Origin of the sequence: Rhodocyclus tenuis, assembly GCF_014197755.1 — a bacterium.
Taxonomy (GTDB): domain Bacteria; phylum Pseudomonadota; class Gammaproteobacteria; order Burkholderiales; family Rhodocyclaceae; genus Rhodocyclus; species Rhodocyclus tenuis.
In genome coordinates this window covers 106,348-131,030 of record NZ_JACIGE010000011.1, presented here as the reverse complement: position 1 = coordinate 131,030, position 24,683 = coordinate 106,348, and the positions used below count along the sequence as shown (strand labels likewise).

22 protein-coding genes are annotated in these 24,683 nt (G+C 65.2%); 13 read left to right on the top strand and 9 right to left on the bottom strand.

From position 1 onward, the window contains the following. Nucleotides 1-83 precede the first annotated feature (83 nt). Nucleotides 84-2,273 carry a site-specific recombinase gene (locus GGD90_RS14355; protein WP_153116350.1) on the top strand — a complete coding sequence of 730 codons (2,190 nt, stop codon included), beginning with the start codon at nt 84-86 and terminating at the stop codon, nt 2,271-2,273. 57 nt (nt 2,274-2,330) lie between these two features. Here GGD90_RS14355 and GGD90_RS14350 read toward each other — a convergent pair whose 3' ends face one another. From GGD90_RS14350 to GGD90_RS14330, 5 genes are all read right to left on the bottom strand, one after another. Next, nucleotides 2,331-3,746 (bottom strand): TonB-dependent receptor, encoded by a 1,416-nt coding sequence (locus GGD90_RS14350; RefSeq protein ID WP_153116351.1) that lies wholly within the window; start codon nt 3,744-3,746, stop codon nt 2,331-2,333. 564 nt (nt 3,747-4,310) lie between these two features. After that, nucleotides 4,311-4,733: a hypothetical protein gene (locus GGD90_RS14345; protein ID WP_153116352.1), complete on the bottom strand. Its 423-nt coding sequence runs from the start codon at nt 4,731-4,733 to the stop codon at nt 4,311-4,313. 111 nt (nt 4,734-4,844) lie between these two features. Then, the gene (locus GGD90_RS14340; protein ID WP_153116353.1) at nt 4,845-5,294 is read right to left on the bottom strand and encodes a hypothetical protein; all 450 of its coding nucleotides are present in this window, start codon (nt 5,292-5,294) and stop codon (nt 4,845-4,847) included. After that, nucleotides 5,278-5,511 carry a hypothetical protein gene (locus GGD90_RS14335; RefSeq protein WP_153116354.1) on the bottom strand — a complete coding sequence of 78 codons (234 nt, stop codon included), beginning with the start codon at nt 5,509-5,511 and terminating at the stop codon, nt 5,278-5,280. The genes GGD90_RS14340 and GGD90_RS14335 overlap by 17 nt, the downstream gene beginning before the upstream one ends. Continuing rightward, nucleotides 5,508-6,107, bottom strand: coding sequence for a hypothetical protein (locus GGD90_RS14330; RefSeq protein WP_153116355.1), 600 nt, complete (start codon nt 6,105-6,107; stop codon nt 5,508-5,510). Before GGD90_RS14330 ends, GGD90_RS14335 begins: the two co-directional genes overlap by 4 nt. Nucleotides 6,108-6,142: 35 nt before the next feature. On the opposite strand from GGD90_RS14330, the gene GGD90_RS14325 reads away from it, so the two are divergent. After that, nucleotides 6,143-6,361 carry a hypothetical protein gene (locus GGD90_RS14325; RefSeq protein ID WP_153116356.1) on the top strand — a complete coding sequence of 73 codons (219 nt, stop codon included), beginning with the start codon at nt 6,143-6,145 and terminating at the stop codon, nt 6,359-6,361. Between the two features lie 156 nt (nt 6,362-6,517). Here the strand turns inward: GGD90_RS14325 and GGD90_RS14320 are convergent, their stop codons facing one another. Continuing rightward, nucleotides 6,518-7,036, bottom strand: a complete 519-nt coding sequence (locus tag GGD90_RS14320) for a hypothetical protein (protein ID WP_153116357.1) — start codon at nt 7,034-7,036, stop codon at nt 6,518-6,520. Between the two features lie 371 nt (nt 7,037-7,407). Continuing rightward, nucleotides 7,408-8,280, bottom strand: a complete 873-nt coding sequence (locus GGD90_RS14315; RefSeq protein WP_228273703.1) for an ATP-binding protein — start codon at nt 8,278-8,280, stop codon at nt 7,408-7,410. 267 nt (nt 8,281-8,547) lie between these two features. On the opposite strand from GGD90_RS14315, the gene GGD90_RS14310 reads away from it, so the two are divergent. From GGD90_RS14310 to bioD, 7 genes are all read left to right on the top strand, one after another. Then, the gene (locus GGD90_RS14310; RefSeq protein WP_153116358.1) at nt 8,548-8,919 is read left to right on the top strand and encodes a DUF2934 domain-containing protein; all 372 of its coding nucleotides are present in this window, start codon (nt 8,548-8,550) and stop codon (nt 8,917-8,919) included. Between the two features lie 36 nt (nt 8,920-8,955). Continuing rightward, nucleotides 8,956-9,153, top strand: a complete 198-nt coding sequence (locus tag GGD90_RS14305) for a hypothetical protein (protein WP_153116359.1) — start codon at nt 8,956-8,958, stop codon at nt 9,151-9,153. Nucleotides 9,154-9,250: 97 nt separating this feature from the next. Beyond that, on the top strand, nt 9,251-10,423 hold the full coding sequence (locus tag GGD90_RS14300) for a DUF2863 family protein (protein WP_153116360.1): 1,173 nt from the start codon (nt 9,251-9,253) through the stop codon (nt 10,421-10,423). 79 nt (nt 10,424-10,502) lie between these two features. Continuing rightward, entirely contained in the window at nt 10,503-11,852 is a 1,350-nt protein-coding gene (bioA, locus tag GGD90_RS14295) for an adenosylmethionine--8-amino-7-oxononanoate transaminase (RefSeq protein ID WP_153116361.1), read from the top strand. An 18-nt stretch (nt 11,853-11,870) separates the two neighbouring features. Continuing rightward, nucleotides 11,871-13,037 (top strand): 8-amino-7-oxononanoate synthase, encoded by a 1,167-nt coding sequence (gene bioF, locus GGD90_RS14290; protein WP_153116362.1) that lies wholly within the window; start codon nt 11,871-11,873, stop codon nt 13,035-13,037. A 67-nt stretch (nt 13,038-13,104) separates the two neighbouring features. Continuing rightward, entirely contained in the window at nt 13,105-14,904 is a 1,800-nt protein-coding gene (locus tag GGD90_RS14285; RefSeq protein WP_184415211.1) for an alpha/beta fold hydrolase, read from the top strand. Nucleotides 14,905-14,966: 62 nt separating this feature from the next. Continuing rightward, the gene (gene bioD / locus GGD90_RS14280; RefSeq protein ID WP_153116364.1) at nt 14,967-15,647 is read left to right on the top strand and encodes a dethiobiotin synthase; all 681 of its coding nucleotides are present in this window, start codon (nt 14,967-14,969) and stop codon (nt 15,645-15,647) included. 73 nt (nt 15,648-15,720) lie between these two features. On the opposite strand, the gene GGD90_RS14275 is transcribed toward bioD, so the two are convergent. Further along, nucleotides 15,721-18,216, bottom strand: a complete 2,496-nt coding sequence (locus GGD90_RS14275) for a PAS domain-containing hybrid sensor histidine kinase/response regulator (RefSeq protein WP_184415209.1) — start codon at nt 18,214-18,216, stop codon at nt 15,721-15,723. A gap of 289 nt (nt 18,217-18,505) precedes the next feature. On the opposite strand from GGD90_RS14275, the gene GGD90_RS14270 reads away from it, so the two are divergent. The 4 genes from GGD90_RS14270 to GGD90_RS14255 all read left to right on the top strand — a co-directional run bounded on the left by GGD90_RS14270 (nt 18,506) and on the right by GGD90_RS14255 (nt 20,538). Beyond that, nucleotides 18,506-19,039 carry a septation protein A gene (locus GGD90_RS14270; protein WP_153116366.1) on the top strand — a complete coding sequence of 178 codons (534 nt, stop codon included), beginning with the start codon at nt 18,506-18,508 and terminating at the stop codon, nt 19,037-19,039. After that, on the top strand, nt 19,039-19,341 hold the full coding sequence (locus GGD90_RS14265; RefSeq protein ID WP_153116367.1) for a YciI family protein: 303 nt from the start codon (nt 19,039-19,041) through the stop codon (nt 19,339-19,341). The genes GGD90_RS14270 and GGD90_RS14265 overlap by 1 nt, the downstream gene beginning before the upstream one ends. After that, on the top strand, nt 19,338-19,613 hold the full coding sequence (locus GGD90_RS14260; protein ID WP_153116368.1) for a BolA family protein: 276 nt from the start codon (nt 19,338-19,340) through the stop codon (nt 19,611-19,613). Before GGD90_RS14265 ends, GGD90_RS14260 begins: the two co-directional genes overlap by 4 nt. A 79-nt stretch (nt 19,614-19,692) precedes the next feature. Further along, complete coding sequence (locus tag GGD90_RS14255; protein ID WP_153116369.1) at nt 19,693-20,538, top strand: peptidylprolyl isomerase; 846 nt, start codon at nt 19,693-19,695, stop codon at nt 20,536-20,538. A 103-nt stretch (nt 20,539-20,641) separates the two neighbouring features. Here GGD90_RS14255 and purL read toward each other — a convergent pair whose 3' ends face one another. Continuing rightward, nucleotides 20,642-24,667 carry a phosphoribosylformylglycinamidine synthase gene (gene purL, locus GGD90_RS14250; protein ID WP_153116370.1) on the bottom strand — a complete coding sequence of 1,342 codons (4,026 nt, stop codon included), beginning with the start codon at nt 24,665-24,667 and terminating at the stop codon, nt 20,642-20,644. Between the last annotated feature and the right edge of the window lie 16 nt (nt 24,668-24,683).

Genomic DNA, 24,683 nt, shown 5'->3' with positions numbered 1-24,683 from the left:
AAGGGCGGAGCAAAAATCACGCGTGCTAGGATTGTAGCCCGACCCGTTCATTGACGCCGCCTGCGAGCGGCGCGCGAGCCCCCATGGAACAGACACTGCAAGGCTTTGCCGCCTTTGGTCAGGCCGCTGGCGACAACGATGGCACGGCAGCGAGCAGCATGCGCAGCGCGGCGGCCAGCGAGCTGTTCGTTGCCCTGGTTGACCACTTGCGGCCGCGCCGCGCCGGCGACATCGAGGCGGCGCGGCGCAACGTGCAGGCGTTGTGCTTCCTGCTCGGCGAACGCCCGGCGCTGCGTGCCGGCGTCTGCGCGGCGATCCGCCTGCTCGGCCAGACGCACCGCCATTCCGAGCTGTACGCGGCGTCGGGAATCCTGCCCAACACCGGCTTCTTTTCCGAGGCGTTCCGCCGCATCGGCCACAAGCTGCTGCCCGACGTACTCGATCCGGGCCTCTTGCGCAGCGTGCTGCGCCGCGTTTTTCACCGCCCCAGCGACCGTCGCTGGGTGCTCGGCGTCGGCGAGGAGTGCTGGCTGCAACTGATCGACGCGCTGCGCTTCGGCGAGGACGCGAGCAGCGCCCTGCCCGGCGTAGGGGCGCGCGGCCCGGCCACTACTGGAGAGACTGTCAGTGCAACGGCGGCACGCGCCGTCGCCGCCACACCGCCGCGCGCCTACAGCGAAATGCTGCACTCGCTGCGCGTCGTGTCGACGTGGATCGCCGCGCTCGGCTGCGAACCCGAGCTGCTGCGTCTGGTGCCGTCGCTGGCCGACCCGGCGAGCGAGCAATCGCACCAGTCGCCATTCATTGCGCAGAACGCCGAACTGCTCGCCTATCTCGAGCGCCTGAGCAGCAATGGCCGCGCTGCCGGCATCGATGCGCCGATCGCCGCCGACAGCGACGACCGCCAGCTGCGCGTGCTGCTCGGCCAGTGTCACGACGTCATTGCGCGCATCCATCGCCGTGCCGCGCGCGACGGTGCCAGTATCCGTCTCACCTATCACCTGCAGCGCCTCGAGCAATTGATCAATCGCTGCGAGCAACTGCTCGGCATCGTTGCCGTCTGGCACGCCGATCCCGGCGGCCGCGCCGTGCAGGCGGCGCTGCTGCGCCTGTTCATGCAGCTGGTCGCCGACGAATGCCAGCGCAACGAGTTGCGACCACACTGGCGGCAGAACGTCGAACTGCTCTCGCTGCGCGTCACCGAAAACGCCGGCAGCCACGGCGAGCACTACATCACCGACACGCGCGCCGAGTATTTCGCGATGGCGCGCTCGGCGATGATCGGCGGCTTCATCATCGCCTTCATGGCCTGCTTCAAGATCCTGCTCGGCAAGCTCGGTCTGCCGCCGGCAACGGCGGCGCTCGCCTACTGCCTCAATTACGGGCTCGGTTTCTGCCTGATCCATGTGCTGCACGGATCGGTGGCGACCAAGCAGCCGGCGATGACCGCCAACGCCATCGCCGCGCGCATCAGTCAGGCCGGCGGCAAGGTGCGCGACCTCGAAGCGCTCACCGGCCTGATCGCCAGTACCGTGCGCAGCCAGATCGTCGCCATCCTTGGCAATATCGGTATCGCCATTCCGCTCTCCGCGATCCTCGCCTTTGCCTGGCTCTCGGCCACCGGCACGCCGCTGGCCGATGCCGACAAGTCGGCGCATCTGCTCGCCGAGCAGCATCTTTACGAGAGCGGCGCCGTCTTCTACGCGGCGATCGCCGGCGTCTGCCTGTTCCTCGCCGGACTGATCTCGGGCTATTTCGACAACTATGCCGCCTACAACCGCATTCCGCAGCGCCTGCTGCAACTGAACTGGCCGCGCCGGCTGTTCGGCGAAGCGCGCATGCAGCGCGTTGCCGCCTACATCGGCGACAACCTCGGCGCGCTCGCCGGGAACCTGCTGTTCGGCTTCCTGCTCGGCGGCACCACGGTGATCGGCGTGCTCTTCGGCCTGCCGCTCGACATCCGCCACGTGGCCTTCTCGTCGGCCTTCATCGGCATCTCGACGGTCGGCGGCGCCTTCGCCAGCCCGACCGAACTGGCGGCGACGCTGATTCCCGACGTGTGGGCGGTGCTCTGGGCGGTGCTCGGCGTCGCTGCCATCGGCGCAACCAACCTGCTGGTGAGCTTTGCGCTGGCGCTCAATGTGGCGCTGCGCGCGCGCAAGGTATCCGACGCGCAGTGGCGGCACCTCGCCGGCTCACTGCTGCGCCACCTCTTCCGCCGGCCGCGCGATTTCTTCCTGCCGCCGAAGGCCAGCGCACCCGAAGCTGCCTGAAGCCGCGCAATCACCCGGCGCCCGTCAGGCGGCGCCGGACGCCGGGCGCTGGGACCGCTACTCGCTGTCGAAGCCGAACAGGCGGCCTTCGATGACGCGGCTGGCGACCGCCTCGGGAACGTCGTTCTCCCAGTCGCCACGACCGCGGCGCAGGCCGGCGGCGATTTCGCCCGAATCGATGTGCAGGCGGCTGTCGTCGAGCGGATCGATGGCAATCAGCTTGCGGCTTTCGACCAGATGCGCGAGCAGATGGCGGAACTTGGCCGGCACCTCGACATTGTCGAGCGTGGTGAGCGGCGCGTCGCGACGTCCCTTGGGGCGCGCCGGATAGACATAGACGTGGGTGTTGTCCGGGAACAGCTTGCCGAAGGCCTCGAGAATGCCGCCTTCGAGCCCCTCGTAGTACTTCTCGTCGAACAGCGCCGCGAAGTCGCGCACCGAAAGGACGATGCCGATCGGCTTCTGCGTGTAGCGACGCAGGTAGGCGCGCAAGCGGAAGAAGCGCACGTAGTCGGAAATCATCACCGTGTAGCCCTGCGCGGCGAGCAGGTCGATGCGCGCGAGGAAGTCGGCACCGTCGAGGCGGTCGCCGCTGACCAGCGAATTCATGGTCAGCTCGGCCAGCGACACCACCTCCGGCTCATCGACCGCGGCCATGTGGCAGAACTGGCGCAGGCCGGCGCTCATCATGTCCACATTGACGCAGTTGATCGGCTTGTAATGTCCGCGCATGACGACCACCGGCTTGCGGTGGAACAGCTCGCCGGGAACGACCACCTCGCCCTGCGGATTGAAGATCACCGCGCGCGTCAGCCAGCTGCGGATCAGGTGCAGGTTCATCAGGCGGTTTTCGACTTCTTCGAAGTACGGCCCGGAGAAGTGGATCAGGTCCACCTCGATGCGGTCGGAGCCGAGGCCGTCGGACAGCCCCTCGACCACCCATTCCGGCTGCGCGTAGTTGAAGAACGCACCGTGGATCAGGTTGACGCCGAGGATGCCGAGCGCTTCCGATTGCAGCGCGTTGTCGTTGTCGAGCATGCGCACGTGCAGGATCACGTCGGACGGCGCCGCGCCCGGATGCAGCTGCAGGCGGATGCCGACCCAACCGTGGCATTCGTTCTTCTGCCGGAAGCTGCGCGCGGTAACGGTGGCGGCGTAGGCGAAGAAGGTGGTGTTCTTCGCGCGCACATGCGCCAGCCGCGCCACCACCTGGTTGAACTCCTTCTCTAGCATCTGCAGCAGACGCGCACGGCTGACGTAGCGGTCGACATGGCCGTAGATGTCGTCGCTGACCGCCATGTCGTAGGCCGACATGGTCTTAGCGACGGTGCCGGCAGCGGCGCCGACCTGGAAGAAGCGGCGCGCGACTTCCTGCCCGGCGCCGATCTCGACGATCGAGCCGTACTTGAACTTGTCAAGGTTGAAGGTCAAGGCTTTCTGATCGGTGGTCAGGCTTGCGTCTCGTTTGAGCATGGCGGTCTCTACAGCAAAAGTTGGCGAAGGAGCAGTTCTTCTGGCGAGAGATCGTACCCGAGCTGACGCGCTCGTGCTTGCCCGGCTGCGGCGCGATGTCCAACGCTTGGAAATAAAGCGCTCAAGAACGAGCGGCAAGCAACAATGACGTGCGAATCACTGGGAGTGTGTCTCGCTGTCCGAGCATGGACGAAACCGCGTTGGCGCATGTGAAACGACAGCATCAAAAACCGAATATTTCTCCGGCAGAGTTCTTTGCCCACCAAGCGACATGCACCAAATCATCGACCACGAGGCAAACCAAACTTGCGGAGGTTGCTTTATGGCAGTTACGAAATTGCGCCCCCAAACCACACCGACGATCACCTCCTTTAATCTCCCATGGATCAGATGAATCACCAGAGCACAGGACTAAAACCGAATTCAATTTTCTTTCCACCAAGATTAGTTGATGACACGAACGAATGCGGATTTATCTTGCCGGACAGAAGACCTAAATCCAACCTCATCTGAACGCTTATTGCGCACTCATTTGTTCACCTCGATGGTAGCGAATGCTTTTACTTATTTAACAATCAAACCAGAAGTACGATACTCTTCTTGTGTCTCACGAAAAGCCTCAATGATTATAGGCACTCCGCCTGTGATCTGAACACCTTCAGACAATGAAAGGTCAACAACAGCTAAAAACGCAGCTCGGTTTTTTTCGCCAACCTCATAGAACTGTATATAAACCGAGCTGTCCGTTTCTATCGTTCTTGGAAGGATACTGTAGCAATCTTTTGGCAAACCACAGAGCCCCCTTGACTCCAAGACACTCTGCATAGCATCAGCAAAATTTGCGCCCTGCTTAGAATATTTCTTCCCACCTGAATATGCCCTCGTGGACGAGAATGAAAGAATTATTCCTAGAAGGAAAAAGCCGAACACAGACATCAGTTTGCGAAAATAATTACCTCGCAAATATTTAAAAGGCACCACCTTCATCGGCCCACCTCCTTCACCAAGCTCATGTGCATTGCATGCTACCCCATATTGTTTCTGAGGCCGTGTGCTGCACCCATCCACCGGCATGCACCCGACAATTTCCCAAACATGCTACCCCCTTTTCATGAAGGACATCGCCAGCGAGATTAAGGAAACAAAAATTTCAACGAACAAATAAATCGCACCAGTCATCGTTATGAAAAATATGACCATTGATGCATATGATTCATTCATGACATTTTCAACTCTCGGCAACTCTGAGGCGACCCCAAGAATGATAAAAAAGATTACAACCAATCCCCCGATGCTTACTTTTTTAACCTCCCAAAAAACTTCTTCACCAGTTTGAAAAGCAAAAATACGAAACGCTTGGGCAATCACCAATAAAGCCCCACTAACTGCAATCAATCTAACAGAGCTCATTTCAATGGTTTGAGAGAACATCGCTGCGCGAATATCTAAGATTGAGCTCTTAAATAAAACCCAAATTGCCAATAAAATAAACTCTGGCAAAAATAACAAAATCAGCCCAGGTATTTTCTTATTAAAAATCCATACCATCACATCGCCCCTTCACCAAACTCATGTTCATGGCATTGTTCTCCATATTAAGCACCTCATCCACATGAAAACCCTTCGACACCTTAATGGTGCCCGATAACCATGTGCCTATATTTCCATCGCGCGCGCCGATGTAGGCGTTGATCGTTCCGTCGACAGCCCCAACCTGCTCGCCAAGGCTTCGGGCAACCAGGGTAACTGTCGATGGACTACTCATTTCCTACGACTCCTCGAATTGATAATGGTGGATGAGATGCTCAGAACGAGAAAAACCAGAACAGCACCAACGAAAATCACCAGGAGAAACCAGTTTTTCTGGTACGGATTACTTTGGTAGCTTTTTGCCCAGGTATTGGCATAAGGATTTGTCACGACGACTTCTTTTCCAAGCTTGTCGGACATGTTTATGCGCTTGATTACTCCTTTCCCTGGCGACACCTCTATCACAACAGCCATATCGACAACAGCGGGATTCTCAGAATACTCCTCTCGACAGAGGAGTTCTTTCAATCCGTCGCACGAAGACACAAACAAGTCTTTGCCACCTTCAGTAAGAACGATGACGGGCGGTGACTTTCCTCCGCCCCCAAGTCGGAGACTCACACTTGCATAGCTTTTCTCTAGCGGAGTTATATGCAAATGAGAAGCCTCCCATAAGTCCGCAGAAAGAAATGGGATCAACGAAATAAATGCGATGATCGCTGTGTATTTTGAGATTGGCAGGGCCTTTTCTAGCGCGGTGAGAGGCCTTCCCAGGCGTTTTTCTTTGCCGGCGAAAATTGACTTCCCTTCCGAAGTTCCTCGCCATTCCATCAAACATCCTCCTTCACCAAACTCATGCGCATCGCATGCTGCCCAATATTCGCTACAGCATCTACTTGGGAGCCTTTTTGCACCTGGTGCGAAATAAATATCATCGTCATCTTGCCATTGAGTCGATTGATCGTCTGCGCAAAATGCTCGGCAGTCTGCTAATCCAGATTGGAAATCGCCTCGTCGAAGATAAGCACCTTGGGGCGTTTGAGCAGGGCGCGAGCAATCGCGATGCGCTATCGCCGCCCGCCTGACAGCACGGCGCCGGGCTCGCCGATTTCGGTCTGATAGCGTTGATTCAGTTTTGCGATCATCTCGTGAATCTCCGCCGCTTCGCATGCGGTGATCACTTTGCCATTACAAGATCGTGGCCAGCCCCCGATCACCTTTCCAAATTAACCACGCTCATCTCAGCCTCCCATTCTTATAGCAAACGCCAGAATTCCAAAAGGGAGATAAAGCCACAGAGTCGTTCCAGCGAAAGCAAGACAAAAGTCAACCCAGTAAGCGAGTTCCTCTCCCTTATTCTTGGGGTACAGTTCCATTTCGACAACGTCCCTATATGTCAAGAAACTGGCTTGCCCTGCCGGATTCTTGCTCTGGACTCTAGTCTGAATCAAGAATAGGCCCGACAAAAAATAAAACAAAAGCACTGCGCCTCCGCTGAGGGATGAAAAATCCTGAAAAATCCGCCCAGCAATGGGCATCACCTCAACTACAGAGCGCCAGGATTTCGACATCGTCGGGAGCAGCACAATTACGAGACCGATCGAGGCGAAAATACCCTGCAACGGGTAAGACCACCGGGCGAGCCACCTCGCGCCTGCCTCATGCAGCCTTCGCCGAGAAAGAACCGTCGGATCACTCGGCCCGGTTGGCTCGGTAATGCCGTGCATCATGCGCAATTGGTCTTTGCTCAGCTTCGCCACTTCACCACCTTCGAATTACCAATACTGATGGCATTTTGCCTGATATGTACCACCCCATCCACGTGCAGGAACTCGCCGCGTACCTGCGAACAGCTGCACATCCGGCATTCCGGTCTCCGCTTCCCTCGGGGGAGCTAAGAACAGAAACAAGGGACAGACCACCATTTCCGAGCCTTCGCCCACGCAGAGGACACGCCGCAAGAAAAATCGTAGCGTTGCGTGGCAGCACGTCGAAGGTCACGGGGCTTTACACGATGGAAGCGAATGCGTATCGGCGTTACGGCTAAGGCGAAAAATCTCGCAAATTTATCTACCGGATCGTCGACGACGTCAGCGCGCCAATATCCCGCCAGCCGACAACCTGACACGCTTCACGTTCGTAGCTCTGGCTTCCCCATGGACGACGATGGGCTGCAGTGCTTCACCCGCTGCAAATTTGCTCCACTGGCGGCAGGCCACCACCCAGTCATCGGAAAATGTAGTTCCTGATTTAATTTCAATGGCTTGCAAGCCCCGGGGCGTCTCATAGAGCAAATCACCTCGTGCCCGACATTGTCCCGCCAGAAATACAGATCGGCGGGCTGCCCCTCGTTGAAACGCTGTTTGATGAAATCGCTCACCACCCAGGTTTCAAACAAAGCGCCGCGCGAAGCGTGCGTTTCAATCGTCTGCGCGTCGCGAATACCCAGTAGCCAGGCCAGAAGTCCGACATCCAGAAAGTAAAGCTTGGGCGTCTTGACCAGACGCTTGCCAAAATTGCGGTGATACGGCGCCAGACGCATAACCAGATAGCTCGCCTCCAGCACCGAAAGCCACTCGCGCGCCGTCACCGCCGAGACCCCGCAGTCGTTGCCGAGCGCTGCCAGATTCAGCAACTGCCCCGAGCGCGCGGCGCACATGCGCACAAAGCGCTGGAACTGGCTGAGATCGCGAACCGCGATCATTTGCCGGACATCGCGCTCAAGATAGGTGGCGACGTAGTTGGGGAACCAGTCGGTAGGCGCCAGTTGGCGATCAAACAAGGCGGGATAGGCGCCGCGAAACAATACCTCGTCGAGTTGATTGGATAGCTGCCCGGCCCTGGCAAGTTCCGTCGCTGACAAGGGCAGCAGTTCAACACGCCCGACACGGCCGGCCAGCGACTGCGTCATTCCGGAAATCAGGTCAAACTGCGCCGACCCGGTCAGAATGCAATCTCCCATCCTCCCGCGCTCATCGAGCATGCCTTGCAGCCATGAGAGCAGCGACGGAGGAGCCTTTGACCAGACGCTGAAGCGTAGACGAGGCGCTGCGAGTGATCATATTTTACAGATCGAAACCGCTGGTTTTGATCAGCAAACGCAGGATCGGCTTGAAGCGTTGGCAAGCGAAAAACCGAGGACAGCAGACACGCAAACGTTCGCCTCATGCGATTTACGTTCGCAAACGCACAGAACGCAACTTACCGCGCCCATAAGCTTCAAAGCCCATTCGATGCTTAGACCTTGCCCCTCGATCGACAGGAGTTCGCCATGGAAAAGTCGGGTTCGTTTTCACACAAGCAGCGAATCACCAGAGACACGGGATCGCAAACCGCTGCGAGCACCGCAGACAATTCCGCCATCCAGCAGCAGATACAGGCCGACGACCAGCGCTACCACGCCGGGAAAGTCGCTCTGGGTAGCGACGGCGCCCACGAAGGCTGGATCGCGGCTGAAGAAGAACGGATGGCGAGCAAGCCAACGCAGGACGCCGATTCCAGCCAGGAATGGGTGGCCGTCGCCGCCTACTACATCGCCGAAAAACGTGGCTTCAGCGGCAATGAAGCCCTCGCCGACTGGCTGGCCGCGCAAGCGCAAATTGCCGAACTGCTCGCGCCCACCGGTTCGCCGGCAGGTCACTGAGCGAACGTCTGCCGGTGATGCCCGGATGCCACGCCGATGCTTCAGCTCCTCTACGAAGACATCTGGATTCTCCTTGCGCTGCTGTTCGTGCTCGGCGTCCTGCACCTCGCCGCCACCCTGCGCACGCGTCGTGACCGCAAGCTGCAGCTGCGTACCCGGACGCCGCGCCGCACGAGCCAGCGCCCCGACGCCGATCGGCGCTGGGCGGTGACGCGGCGCACCCGGATGAGCTGAGGCTTTTGCCCACCGGGAACGCGCTGCGGCGAGCGCGTCCGACGCCACCGGCGCCGCCTTGGTACAATGGCAAGCTGATTTCCACGCAAGGCACCCCATGAAACGCACCCGCTTTTCCTCGCGCAAGCGAATTTCGCCCGACGCAGGCGAACTCGGCCGTCTTGCCGCCGGACTCGCCGAATCCGGTGGCCGGCTGGAAGACCGCTTCTGGGAAGCGCAACTCGCCGCGCTGATCGAACGCCTGCTTGCCGACGGTGCCGAGGACGACATCAACGCCGCGCTCGACCGGCTCTACGACACCAATGCGCAGGCGCACGACGAACTCGCCGATCTGGTCGAATCGGGCGCCGAATCCTGCGTGCTCTCGTACCAGGGTCAGGACTACGACGTGCTGCTGTTCAACGCGCCGCTGCTCGCCTGGTCGCGCTTCTCGATCCCGGCCGAGCGCATCCCGGCGCCGACGCTGGGCATGCTCAAGGTGCAGCTCGGCGCACATGTCTTCGCCGCCGGCGCGCAGATCGCGCTGGCTGACTTCCTGTTCAGTCCCGACCAGCTGCCGCGCAGTTTCGTCGACACCGCGCGCCTCCTGCGCGAGCTTGGCGCCGCCGCGCTCGAACGCCGCGACCTGCCGCTCGACGCCACCAGCATGGCGGAAACCTCGCGCTTCCTCTCGGACACGCGTTACGTCGTCGGCGCCGTCGTCGTGCCGCGCGGCGCGCCGGTTTTCCGCTGGAACGAAGCCGACGGCAGCCGCGAAGTCGCGCTGAAGGAGTGGGTTCGTCAGGGCGGCCCCTGCCTGGAACCGCTGCTCACCGGCTGCGCCTTCCAGCCGCTGCTCGCCGACGCCTACCACGCCGCCTGCCGCAACGCCGACAGCGCCTCGCGCCCGTACTCGGTGCGCGCTTCGGCCGCGTTCCTGCAGACCACGCTGGGCAAGCCGACCGAGTCCTTCCGCGCGGTGATCGGCGCCTTCTACGACCGTCAGCTTGAGGAATACCGCATCGGCTTCGGCCCGCGCGATTCGGACACGCTCTACCACGGCGTCGTCTGGCCGCTGCTTGGCGCCGAGGACGAAAGCACCGACATCGTCAGCGAGATCGAAGCCGTGCTGCGCGAATCGGGCGTCAAGGAAATCGTCAGCCTCGACCAGCAGTTTCCGTTCGAATTCTGCGACGATTGCGGCGCGCCGCTCTATCCGAACATCGAGGGCGAGACGGTGCACGCCGAGATGCCGGAGCAGACCAACGCCACCTCGCAGACGCTGCACTGAAAGCTGGTCGCCCATCATTCCGTCAAACAATTGCCGCTGCCGGCCGCCGCGTGCGGCCGCAGCGACTTGATCAGCGCCAATGAATAACAACGATCTCCTGCGCCGCAGCCTCGCTGCCGTCTGGCACCCGTGCACGCAGATGAAACAGCATGCCGGCGACGGCGCGCTGCCGCTGACGCCGATCGCGCGCGGCGAAGGCCCGTGGCTGATCGACTGCGACGGCCGCCGCTATCTCGACGCGATCAGCTCGTGGTGGGTCAACCTCTTCGGCCACTGCCACCCGGCGATCAACGCCGCGCTGCGTGAGCAGCTGGAAACGCTGGAGCATGTTCTGCTCGCCGGCTTCACGCACGCGCCGGCAGTCGAACTGGCGGAGCGTCTGTCGGCGCTGACCGGCGGCGCGCTAGGCCACTGCTTCTTCGCCTCCGACGGCGCCTCGGCCACCGAGATCGCGCTGAAGATGTCCTTCCATTCCTGGCAGAATCGCGGCCGCACTGAAAAGCGCGAGTTCGTCTGCGTCGCTGGCGGCTATCACGGCGAGACGGTCGGCGCGCTCGGCGTCACCGACGTCGCAATCTTCCGCGACGCCTACGCGCCGCTGATCCGCGCCGCGCACGTCGTGCCGAGTCCCGACGCCCGGCTGGCGCAGGACGGTGAAAGCGCCATCGACGTCGCCCGCCGCGCCGCCGCCGGACTGGAAGCGCTGCTCGCCGAGAAACACGCGCAGATCGCCGCGCTGATCGTCGAGCCGCTGGTGCAGTGCGCCGCCGGCATGGCGATGCACGACCCGGAATACCTGCGCCTCGTTCGCGCGCTGTGCGACCGCTACGAGGTGCATCTGATCTGCGACGAGATCGCCGTCGGCTGTGGCCGCAGCGGCACCTTCTTCGCGCATGAGCAGGCCGGCATCCGCCCCGATTTCCTCTGCCTGTCGAAGGGCATCTCCGGCGGCTATCTGCCGCTGTCGGTGGTACTGACCACCGACCGGGTCTACGGAGCTTTCTGGGACGACGCGACGGCGCGCGGTTTCCTGCATTCGCACTCCTACACCGGCAACCCGCTCGCCTGCCGCGCCGCGCTGGCGACGCTCGACCTGTTTGCCAGTGAGGAGACGCTCGCGCGCAACCGTACGCTCGCTGCACAAATCGGCGCGGCGCTGGCGCCGCTCGCCGACCACGCGCAGGTGCGCCACCTGCGCCAGCGCGGCATGATCGCTGCCTTCGACGTCGTCGATACTGCCGGCCAGCCGCCGGCCGGCTTCTCGCGCGCCTTCCACGCCGCAGCGCTCAAGCGCGGTCTGCTGCTGCGGCCGATCGGCAACACCGTCTATGTGATGCCGCCCTACGTCATCGGCGCCGACGAATGCGCGCTGCTCGGCGCCGGCATCGCCGACGCGCTGGCAGAAACCCTGCGCGGTGCGGCCGCCTGACCCCACGATAATCGCCCGATGATCGCCGACGAACTCGCCAGCCAGCTTGCCACTCTCGAACGCGACGGGCTGACGCGCTCGGTGCGCACGCTGGCCTCGCCCTGCGGCCCGCGCGCCGTCGTCGACGGCCGCGAACTGGTCAGCTTTGCCAGCAACGACTACCTCGGCCTCGCCAGCGACGCAGCACTGATTGAAGCCGCCATCGCCGGCGCGCAGGAATGGGGCGTCGGCGCCGGCGCCTCGGCGCTGGTCAGCGGCCACTTCGCACCGCACGCCGAACTGGAGCGGCGGCTGGCTGCCTTCGTCGGCCGCGAGCGGGCGCTGCTCTTCGGTACCGGCTACCTCGCCAACCTCGGCATCGTGCCGACGCTGGTCGGCCGCGGCGACGCGGTGTTCTCCGACCGGCTCAACCACGCCTCGCTGATCGACGCGGTGCAGCTGTCGCGCGCCGACAGCCACCGCTACGGGCACAACGACATCGGCATGCTGGAAAGACTGCTCGAACGCAGCAGCGCCCGGCGCAAGCTGATCCTCACCGACGCCGTGTTCAGCATGGACGGCGATCTCGCGCCGCTGCCCGAGCTGTTCTCGCTCGCCGAGCGTTACGACGCCTGGCTGGTGGTCGACGACGCGCACGGCTTCGGCGTGCTCGGCCCGCAGGGGCGCGGCAGCCTCGCGCATTTTGGCCTGCCGCCATCGCCGCGCATCGTGCACATGGGAACGCTCGGCAAGGCCGCCGGTGTCGGCGGCGCCTTCGTCGCCGGCGACGCCAGCGTGATCGACTGGCTGCTGCAACGCGCGCGCAGCCACATCTTCACCACCGCCGCGCCGCCGCTGCTCGCCGTCGCGCTGCTCAAGTCGCTCGAGCTGATCGCCGCCGGCGAAGCGCGTCGCGCGCAACTCGCCGCGCTCGCCACGCAGTTGCGCGTGGGGCTCACCGACACGCGCTGGCGCCTGCTGCCGTCGCCGACGGCGATCCAGCCGGTACTGGTCGGCGACAACCACGAGGTGCTGCGCGTCGCCGCCGGCCTCGCCGAACGCGGCCTGTGGGTGCCGCCAATCCGTCCGCCGACAGTTCCCGCCGGCAGCGCGCGCCTGCGCGTTTCCTTGAGCGCGACGCACACCAGCGAACACGTTGCCCAACTCCTTGCCGCCTTGCGCGAGCTGGAGCACGCCGCGAAATGAACGCTGGCATGCGAAAGCAGGCATGCGCGGCGAACACCGCCGCAGCAGCAAGGCAGAAAAACCGGACATGAAAGACGGAAACCGCCGCGGCGGCGAACTGGCACTGATCCACGGCTGGGGAATCGGCAGCGCCTGCTGGGGCGCTGCCGCCGACGCCCTGCACAGCGCGCTCGGCACCGACTGGAACGTGCGGCTTGTCAGCCTGCCCGGATACGGGAGCACTGCGGACAGCACTGCAGACGGCAATGCCGCCAACACTGCGAACGATAACGCGGACGGCAGCACCGGCGCGGACGCGAGCTTCGCCGCAGCGGCCGACGCACTGCTGGCAAGTTTGCCCGAGGGCGTCGTTCTCTGCGGCTGGTCGCTCGGCGGCCTGCTCGCCTTGCAGGCGGCGGCGACAGCGCCGCAGCGCGTCGGCGGGCTGATCCTCGTCGGCAGTACGCCGTGCTTCACGCAGCGTACCGATTGGCCGGCGGCGCAAGCGCCGGCGGTGCTCGCCGCTTTCCACGCCGCGCTCGCCAGCGACGCGGCAGCGACGCGCAAACGCTTCATCGCGTTGCTCAACCAGGGCGACACCCAGGCGCGCACGCTGACGCGGGCACTGGCCGCAGCGCAAGGCGACAGCGCCGAACCCGCGCCGGCAGCGCTGGCACGCGGCCTCGACTGGCTGCGCGATGTCGACCTGCGCGAACGCGTGCCGCACATCAACGTGCCGACGCTGCTCATCCACGGCGAACGCGACGCGCTGACGCCGCCCGCGGCCGGCCGTTTCCTCGCCGCGACGCTACCCGATGCGGAGTTCGAGAGCTTCAGCGACGCGGCGCACGCCCCTTTCCTCGCCGACCCGCAGCGCTTTGCCGCGCGCATCGCCGGCTTTGTCGCCGCGCTGCCGGCGTCGCGCCGCGCCAAGGCGCGTGACGGTGAGCGTAGCTGCAATGAAGCCGCGGAAGCGACCAGCGCCAACCCGCTGGCAAACGACGCCGCAGCCCTGCCGCCGAAGCAACGCGTGCGCGCCGCTTTCGAGCGCGCGGCGACCAGCTACGACGCCGCGGCAGTCGTCCAGCGTCAGGTCGCCGACCTGCTCGGCGCTGGCCTGCCCCCGGCGGGCACCGGCCGGGCCGAGGAACAATCTGCCGCGCAAGCCGAGGCGCAATCCGCCACGCAGCACCGCCCGACCACGGCCAGCACCACCGCCAGCGGCGCACTGCGCGCCATCGACGCTGGCTGCGGCACCGGCTACGGCGGCGCGCTCCTGCGCGCACGCTGGCCCGCTCTCGAACTGGTCGCCGCCGACTTCGCGCCGGCGATGCTGGCGCATCCGACGCACGCCACGGGCGGCGCGCTGCGCCTCGCCGCCGACATCGAAGCGCTGCCCTGCGCCGACGCGAGCTTCGACCTCTACTGGTCGAGCCTGGCCATCCAGTGGTGCGACAGCGCGCGCGTCGCGCGCGAAGCGGCGCGCACGCTGCGCGCCGGCGGCCGGCTGGCGCTGGCGACGCTCGGACCCGACACCTTCGCCGAACTGCGTGCCGCCTTTGCCGGCGTCGACCGCTACCGGCACACGCTGGCTTTCGCGCCGCCGCAAGCGCTCGCCGGGCACCTGCGCGCCGCCGGCTTCACCGACATCCGCATCGAACGACAGACCCTGACCCTGCATTACCGCGAGTTGCGCGAGCTGCTCGCCGCGGTGCGCGAAATCGGCGCCAATGGCGTCGGCGCCGGCGCCCGGCGCGGACTGATGAGCCGCAGCGTCTGGCAGGCGTTTACCGCCGCTTACGAAGAGCAGCGGCAGCCACAAGGACTGCCGGCGAGCTACGATGTCATCCTCGCCTACGCCAGCAAGCCGGCGGCAAGCGCCGCCTGAGCAGCGCCCCGAGCCAACGCCTCCCGAACCAGCGAACACCCGATCCGCACCGCCCCGAGCCCATGAACGCCACCATCGACCCCGCCCGCCGCCCCGCCTGGTTCATCGTCGGTACCGATACCGGCGTTGGCAAGACCTTCGTCAGCTGCGCGCTGCTGCACGCACTGCGCCAGCGCGGACTGTCGGCGATCGGCATGAAGCCGGTGGCCAGCGGCACCGACGACGCCGGCAACAACGAGGACGTCGATGCGCTCGCCGCCGCCTCGTCGGTCGAGGCACCGCGCGCACTGCGCAACCCCTACTGCTTCGCGCCAGCAATCGCGCCGCACATCGCTGCCGCCGAGGCCGGTGTGGACATCGAGCTGGAGCGCATCGTCGCCGCGTTCAACGAGCTGCGCACGCTGGCCGATGCAACGCTGGTCGAGGGCGTCGGCGGCTTTCTCGTGCCGCTCGGCGACGAGATCGACGGCGCCAATCTCGCGGTCGCGCTCGACCTGCGCGTCATCCTCGTCGTCGGCATGCGTCTGGGCTGCATCAACCACGCGCTACTGACGCACGAGGTGCTCAGCGCGCGCGGACTGCGCATCAGCGGCTGGGTCGCCAACCGCATCGACGCGGAGATGCCGCGCTTTACCGAGAATCTGCAGACGATCGCCCGTCTGCTGCCGACGCCACTGCTCGGCATCGTCGAGCACGGAGTGACGCCGCAGGCAGCCGCCGCCGCGCTGACGCTGCCACTCTGAGGCTGCGACCACCAGGAACCGGAGGCGGCAGCCGCGCCGCCTGCGCCCTGGCTGACCGTTGGCGGTTCTGCGGCTACTCGCGAAGCTCGCCGGCGTTGCCCGACTCGTCTGCCAACTCGTCTGCCAACTCGTCGGCCAGACGCGTCAGCGCCGCCTGCAGCGCTTCGGTTCTGGTGACAGCCTCATCCTGATCGTCGGCGCCGCTGCTGCCGGCAGCCCAGGTTTCCAGTTCCTGCGCCAGCTGTGCGCCCTCACTGTCGGCAAAGGTGGCGAGAACGCTCTTCGCCGAATGCGCCTCGCGCCGCAAAAGCTGCCGATCGCCGCTCAGCAGCGCAGCACGCAAGGCGGCCAGCGTCGCCGGCAGGCCGGCTGCGAAGGCGGCGACCACCTGCGCGAACAGCTCGGCGTCGCCACCCAACTGCGCGATCGCGTTGGCGCGCCGCGTTGCGGCGATCACCTGCGCAATCGCCGCAAAAAGCGTTTCGGCGCGCACCGGCTTGGCAACCACAGCATCCATGCCGGCGGCGCGGCACAGCGCGCGTTCCTCGATACTGACGCTGGCGGTCAGCGCCAGCACCGGCAGGCGCGGCCGCTCGCCGCCGGCTTCCTCGGCGCGCAGGCGCTCGCTGGCAGCGATGCCGTCGAGAAGCGGCATGTGGATGTCCATCAGCACCAGATCGAAGGGCTCGGCGGCAAGCCGCGCCAGCGCCGCCTCGCCGTCGCCGACGACGCTGACGCGATGGCCGCGCTTTTCGAGCATGAGCGTGGCAACACGCTGGTTCACCGGATTGTCCTCGGCGAGCAGGATGCGCAGCGAACGGCCAGCCAGGACTGACGGCTGCCTGGCAGCGACGCTGGCCACGGCGCGCCATTCGTCAGCCGGCGCCTGCCGGGTGCTCGTCGCCGCGGCCGCGTTCCGCGGCGTTTGCGCGGCGTGAGCGTTATCCCGGATAGGCTCTGAGCCCCGGCGACTGCCAGATTCCGCGTACGCCGCCAGGTCTCGGGCTGCCGCCGTGCGTTCGCCGACTTGATCGAGCCCCAGCGGCAGGGTGAAGGAGAAAGTGCTGCCGACGCCGGGAACGCTGTCGAGGCGGATCTCGCCGCCCATCAGCGCTAGCAGCTTGCGCGTAATCGCCAGCCCGAGGCCGCTGCCGCCAAAACGGCGCGTAATCGAGCTGTCCGCCTGCGTGAACGCGGCAAAGACTTCGGCCTGTTTTTCCGGGGAAATGCCGATGCCGGTATCGCGCACGGCAAAGGCCAGATCGATGCTGCCGCCGGCGCCGACCACGCCGGGCGGCGCAGCGGCGCTTGCCGCGAGGCCGACACTGACGACGATTTCGCCGGCGCTGGTGAACTTGATGGCATTGCCGACCAGATTGATCAGCGACTGGCGCAGGCGTACCGGGTCGGCGAGCAGCGCGTCGGGCGTTCCAGCGGCGACCTGCCAGCGCAGCTGCAATCCCTTCTGTTCGGCACGCAGCGCCAGCGGCCGCAGGCTGCGGCTGAGCAACTCACGCAGGCGGAAAGGCACGCACTCGATCTCCATCCGCCCGGCCTCGATCTTCGAAAAATCGAGAATGTCGTCGATGATCACCAGCAGCGCATCGGCTGAAAAGCGCACCATCTCGAGGTATTCGCGCTGCTCGTCGTCGAGGCGGGTGTCGAGCAGCAGATCGGTCATGCCGACAATGCCGTTCATCGGTGTGCGCAACTCGTGGCTCATCGCCGCGAGAAAGACGCCCTTGGTACGGTTGGCCGCCTCGGCCGCTTCGCGCGCGTGCTGCAACTCGACTTCGACGCGCTTGCGGCCACTGATGTCACGGAACACCCACAGCCGGCCGCGACAGTCTTCGGCGCGCGGCAGTTCGGGAAAGAGGAAAACCGGCGCCTGATCGAGTTCGAAGAAGCGTCCGTCGGCCAGCGGCAGTTCCAGGCCAAGCAGCGGCGGGCTGGCCGCGTCGCGGGCCACGAGTGCGGCCAGTGTTCCCGTCTGACACAGTCGCTGCGCGCATTCGTCAAGAACGGCAAGAGCGCTGATACCCGCGAGTTCGACACCGGCAATGTCGATGCCGAACAGCTCGCACAGCGTCTGGTTGGCAACGACAACGACGCCGCTTTCGTCCTCGAGCAGGACGCCGGCCTGCATGCTCTCGACCAGCGCCGACAGGCGTGAAGCGGTCGCCAGCAGATGCGCCTCGTCGCGCCGGCGTTCGCTGATGTCCTGGAAAACGGTGACATTGCCGACCAAGCGCTCGCCGTCGAACAGCGGAGTGGACACCAGCGAAACGGGGAAACTGCTTCCATCGCGGCGGATGAAGGCGTCGAGTTCCGAACGAAACACCTCGCGTACCAGCACCGGCGAATGTAGCGGACATTCGTCGCGCGAGACCGGCAAGCCGCTCGCCGTATGCGAATGAATGGTGTCGTGCACATCGCGGCCGGCAATCTCGTCGCGCGACCAACCGAGCAGGCGCTCGCCCTCGGCGTTGAGGAAGGTGCAACGACCGTCAGCGTCGCTGGCGATGACGCCTTCGCCGAGCGCTTCGGTAATGCTGTCAATGCGCTTCATGAGTCTCCCGCCAGCCACTGCCAAGCGCAGCCGGGGTCGAGTATAACGCCGGCGCAACATGGACAGCCGCTCGACCGATCGGCCATAATCCACGGAACATCACCGCCTCGCTGCCACCCTGACACCACCCTGACACCACCCTGACACCACCCTGACACCTGCTCGCCGTCCCGCCGCAGCAGCGGGAAGACATCTCGCGAACCCTTGTGCAGCGCTCGCTGCCGCCGCTCCCCGCCGGCTTTGCCGGCATCAGTTCCGGGGAAAAACCCTCACTTTCGCAGACCCGCGCATGAAGCTTCTCTTCGACCTGTTTCCCGTACTGCTCTTCTTCATCGCCTTCAAGATGGCGGATATCTACGTCGCAACGACGGTCGCCATCGTCGCCACCATCGGGCAGATCGCCTGGGTGTGGCTACGGCACCGGCGCGTCGAGCCGATGCAGTGGGTGTCGCTGGTCATCGTCGGCGTGTTCGGCGGCATGACGCTGGCGCTGCACGACGAGACCTTCATCAAGTGGAAGCCGACCATCCTCTACTGGGTCTTCGCCGTCGCGCTCTTTGCCAGCGCGCGCTTCTTCGGCAAGAACCTGATCCAGAAAATGCTCAGCGAACAGATGCAGCTGCCCGAGCACGTCTGGGCCAGGCTCAATCTCTCGTGGATCGGCTTCTTCGTCTTCATGGGCATCGCCAACCTGCTCGTCGCCTTCAACTTTTCGACCGACGACTGGGTCAATTTCAAGCTCTTCGGCGGCATGGGGCTGATGCTCGTTTTCGTCGTCGTGCAGGGCCTGCTGCTGTCGAAATACATTGAGGAGAAACCCTGATGTTCTACGCCATCGTCGCCGCAGACCGGCCCGATTCGCTGGCCGCGCGCCTCGCCGCGCGCGCGCCGCACCGCGAGCGCCTGCGCCTGCTGCAGGAAGCCGGTCGCCTGTTGCTGGCCGGACCCTTCCCGGCCATCGACGCCGCCGATCCCGGCCCGGCCGGATTCTCCGGCAGCCTGATCGTTGCCGAGTTCGCCTCGCTCGACGCAGCCACTGATTGGGCCAATGCCGACCCGTATGTCGCCGCCGGCGTCTACGCGACGGTGAGCGTCAAACCCTTCCTGAAGACACTGCCGGCATGAGTGCGGCTGACGGAAACCTGGAAGCACAGCTGCGCGCGCGCTTAGCCGCACTCGCGCCGACGCAGCTTGAACTGATCGACGATTCGTCACGGCACGCCGGCCATGCCGGTGCCAGCCAAGGCGCGCACTACAAGCTGCTGATCGCCTCGCCGCGCTTTGCCGGCCTGAGTCCGCTGGCCCGCCACCGCCTCGTCATCGACACTGTCGGCGACTTGATGCACGGTCCGCTGCACGCGCTCAGTATCAAAACCGTAATCTCCGACGCCGTATAATTTCGATACAGAAAATGCTTTCCCGGCACTTCCGGGATATGACAAACTCCGCAATCCCCTGAACGAAGGAAGACGAAACATGCATAAACTCTCGACACTGGCCGCCGCACTCGCAGTCGGCTCCCTGATTTCGTTGCCGGTTCTCGCCGCCGACGAAGCACCGGCAGACGCCGCAGCCGCGACCAAGCCGGCAGCCGCGAAGTCGAAGGGCGGCGGTGTTTTCGCGACGGTCAATGGCGTTGCCATCCCGCAGAGCGCCGCTGATGCCTTCATCAGCGAGCAGAAAGCGCAAGGCGCGCCCGAGGGTGCGGAACTGCGCAACGCCGTGCGTGAAGAGCTGATCCGCCGCGAACTGCTGGCGCAGGAAGCGAAGAAGAAGGGCCTCGACAAGCAGGCAGCGATCGCCATCCAGGCTGATCTCGCGCGTCAGGCAATCTACGTGCGTGCCTTCATCCAGGATTACGTGAAAAAGCACCCGATCAGCGACGAAACGCTCAAGGCCGACTACGACAAGATCAAGGCACAGCTCGGCGGCAGCGAGTACAAGACGCGCCACATCCTGGTCGAGAAGGAAGACGACGCCAAGGCGATCATCGCCAAGCTGAAGGGTGGGGCGAAGTTCGAAGACCTGGCCAAGCAGTCGAAGGATCCTGGCTCCAAGGACAACGGCGGCGACCTCGGCTGGGGCAGCCCGGCCAATTACGTGAAGCCTTTCGCCGACGCGCTGACCAAGCTGCAGAAGGGCAAGTTCACCGAAACGCCGGTCAAGACCGAGTTCGGCTACCACGTCATCCTGCAGGAAGACGCGCGTCCGCTGACGCCGCCACCTTTCGACGCGATCAAGCCGCAACTGGCGCAGCGCGCGCAGCAGCAGCAGATCGAAAAGATGGTCAACGACCTGCGCAGCAAGGCCAAGGTCGAGTAAGACCAGACCCTGCTGCAGGCCTCCGCCGGCAGCCGATGCCTCAAAAAAGAAACGCCGGAGCGGGAAACCGCTCCGGCGTTTCTCTTTGCTGCCCGGAGAACGCTTAGCCGACGAAACGGCGCGCGTTGCGGAACATGCGCAGCCAGGGCGAGGCCTCGATGCCGGCAGCGTCCCAGTCGGCCGGCCGCCACGACATCTGCGCGGCACGGAACGTGCGTTCCGGGTGCGGCATCATGATCGTGAAGCGGCCGTCGGCGGTGGTGACGCCGGTCAGCCCGCCCGGCGAGCCGTTCGGGTTGTACGGATAGACCTCGGTCGCAACACCCCGGTTGTCGACGTAGCGCAGCGCGGCCAGCGACGCGGCGACGCGTTCGGCCTGCGCCGCGCTGTCGAACTCGGCGCGGCCTTCGCCATGCGAGACGACCACCGGCAGGCGGCTGCCGGCCATGCCGGACAGGAAGATCGACGGCGAAGCGACGATCTCGCTCATCACGTAGCGCGCCTCGAACTGCTCGACGCGGTTGCGCACGAAGCGCGGCCAGTCGGCGGCGCCCGGCACCAGTTCCTTCAGGGCGCTCATCATCTGGCAGCCGTTGCAGACGCCGAGGGCGAACACGTCGGCACGCGCGAAGAAGCGTTCGAACTCGTCGCGTGCGCGCGCGTTGAAGAGGATGATGCGCGCCCAGCCCTGGCCGGCGCCGAGCACGTCGCCGTAGGAGAAACCGCCGCAGGCGACCGCACCCTTGAAGTCGGCGAGGCTGACGCGGCCGGCGAGGATGTCGCTCATGTGCACGTCGACCGCGGCGAAGCCGGCGCGGTCGAAGGCGGCGGCCATTTCGACCTGACCATTCACGCCCTGCTCGCGCAGGATGGCGACGCGCGGCCGCGCAGCGCTGGCGACGAAAGGTGCCGCGACGTCGTCGTTCGCGTCGAAGGACAAGCTCACCGACAGCCCCGGATCGGCGGCGTCGAGGATGCGTTCGTATTCCTGTTGCGCGCAGTCCGGGTTGTCGCGCAGCGACTGCATGCGGAAGCTGGTTTCCGACCAGGCGCGCTGCAGCTCGACGCGCTTCTCGGCGAACACCGCCTTGGCGTTGCGCACGATGCGCAGTTCGTCGGCGGCGTTCGGGTGGCCGATGAAGTGCGTCGCGGCACCGAGGCCGGCGCCGCGCAGGATGGCGAGCACGGCGTCGCGGTCGGCGCGGCGGATCTGCACGACGGCGCCGAGTTCCTCATTGAACAGCGCGCGCAGCAGGCGCTCGTCGGCGCGACCGGCCATCAGTTCAGGCTTGCGCTCGGCGCCGTCGACGTCGTTGGCCAGCGGGTCGTAGCACAGGCCATCCATGTCGAGCGTGACGCCGCAGTGCGCGGCGAAGGCCATTTCGGCGACTGCGGCGAAGAGGCCGCCGTCGGAACGGTCGTGATAGGCGAGCAGCAGACCGTCGCCGGCGAGCTTACGGATGGCGGCGAAGAACGCCGCCATCCGCGCCGGCTCGTCGAGGTCGGGAACCTCGTTGCCGACGGCGCTGTACACCTGCGCCAGCGCCGAAGCGCCGAGGCGGCTGCGGCCGGCGCCGAGGTCGATCAGCAGCAGTTCGGTATCAGCCACCTCACGCGCCAGCAACGGCGTCAGCGTGCGCCGCGCATCGTTCACCGGCGCGAAGCTGGTGACGATCAGCGACAGCGGCGCGACCACCGACTTCGGCGTACCGGCGTCGTCCCACGCCGATCGCATCGACAGCGAATCCTTGCCGACCGGGATCGACACGCCGATCGCCTGGCACAGGTCGGAGGTTGCGCGCACCGCGTCGAACAGGCGCGCATCCTCGCCGGCAACACCGGCGGCGGCCATCCAGTTGGCCGAGAGCTTGACGTCGCCGAGTTTGCCGATGTCGGCGGCGGCGAGGTTGGTCAGTGCCTCGCCGATGGCCATGCGCACCGAAGCCGGCGCGTCGAGCACCGCCAGCGGCGTGCGCTCACCCATGGCGAAGGCTTCGCCGGCGTGACCGACGAAGTCGGCCAGCGTCACCGCGACGTCGGCAACCGGCACCTGCCACGGGCCGACCATCTGGTCGCGCGCCGTCAGCCCGCCGACGCTACGGTCGCCGATGCTGATCAGGAAAGTCTTGTCGGCGACCGCCGGCAGGCGCAGCACGCGGTAGGCGGCGTCTTTCAGTTCGACCGCGCCGAGATCGAAGACGGCGCCCGGCGAGGGCTGACGGACCACGTCACGCGTCATGCGCGGCGGCTTGCCGAGCAGCGCTTCCATGTCCATGTCGACCGGATTGTCGCCGAAGTGGCGGTCGGTGACGAGCAGTCGACCGTCGTCGGTCGCTTCGCCGACCACCGCAAACGGACAGCGCTCGCGCTCGCACAGCGCGCTGAACTCGGCCAGCCGCGTCGGCGGAATGGCGAGCACGTAGCGCTCCTGCGATTCGTTGCACCAGATCTCGGCCGGCGACATTCCCGGCTCCTCGATGTGCACCTCGCGCAGTTCGAAGCGCGCGCCGCAGCCGCCGCCGTGCGCGAGCTCGGGCAGCGCGTTGGACAGGCCGCCGGCACCGACATCGTGGATCGACAGGATCGGGTTGCCGTCGCCGACCTGCCAGCCGTCGCCGGCGGGCGCGCCGAGCTGCCAGCAGCGGTCGATCACTTCCTGCGCACGCCGCTCCATTTCGGGGTTGCCGCGCTGCACCGAGGCGAAGTCGAGGTCTTCGGCGTTGCTGCCGGTGCTCATCGAGCTGGCGGCGCCGCCGCCAAGGCCGATCAACAGGCCGGGGCCGCCGATCTGCACGAAGAGCACGCCCGGCATCAGGGTTTCTTCCTTGAAACACTGGTCGGCGGCAATGGCGCCGAGACCGCCGGCGATCATGATCGGCTTGTGGTAGCCACGCACGACACCGTCGACCGGCTGCTGGTAGGTGCGGAAATAGCCGGCGAGGTTGGGCCGGCCGAATTCGTTGTTGAAGGCGGCGGCGCCAATCGGGCCGTCGAGCATGATCTGTAGCGCCGAAGCGATGCGCGAAGGCTTGCCGTAGGCCGCCGAGTCGGCCTCCCAGGGCTGCAGCGCGCCGGGCAATTGCAGGTCGGAGACCGAGAAACCGCACAGGCCGGCCTTCGGCTTGGAGCCGCGACCGGTGGCGCCCTCGTCACGAATTTCGCCGCCGGAGCCGGTGGCGGCGCCGGGGAAGGGCGAGATCGCCGTCGGGTGATTGTGCGTTTCGACCTTGGCGAGGATGTGCGTCAGCTGTTGGTGATAGTCGTAGCCACCGTCGGGCGCGGGGAAGAAGCGCTGCGCGACGCCGCCTTCGATCACCGAGGAATTGTCCGAGTAGGCGACGACGGTGCCTTCGGGATGTGCCTTATGCGTCTCGCGGATCATGCCGAACAGCGTTTCGGCGCGCGGTGCGCCGTCGATCACCCAGGCGGCGTTGAAGATCTTGTGCCGGCAGTGTTCGGAATTGGCCTGCGCGAACATCATCAGCTCGACGTCGGTCGGATTGCGCCCCGCGCGCGTGAAGATGTCGACGAGGTAATCGACTTCGTCCGGCGACAGCGCCAGCCCCAGCCGGGCGTCAGCCTCGACCAGCGCAGCACGGCCACCGGCGAGCAGATCGATGCGGGACAAGGGCTGCGGCGCGACGTGCGCAAACAGCGCCGGCGTCTGCGCGAAATCGGCGAGCACCGTTTCGGTCATGCGGTCGTGCAGCAGCGCGGCGATCTCGCCGCGCAGGGCCGACGGCACACCGCCGTCCGGCGTGGCGACGCGATAGGCAAGCACGCGCTCGATGCGCTCGATCGCATCGAGACCGCAGTTCAAGGCGATGTCGGTGGCCTTCGACGACCACGGCGAAATGGCGCCAAGGCGCGGTGTCACCAGGAACAGATCGCCTGCCATTCGCTCTTCGGCGCGTGCCGACAGCAGCGCGCTGAGACGTTCGTGCTGTGCCGCGTCGAGCGGCCGGCGCAGCGCAACGATGTGCCAGTGCTCGGCAGAGACGAGTGTCGCCCCCGGCAGCACGGCGGCCAGTCCGGCCTGCAGGCGCTGACGACGGAAGCCGGAAAGCGCGTCTTCGCCACGCAGGAAAAGGCTTGTGGAAGGAGAAACAGCGGAAACGGGGTCAGCCATGGCGGGCATCCGGAAG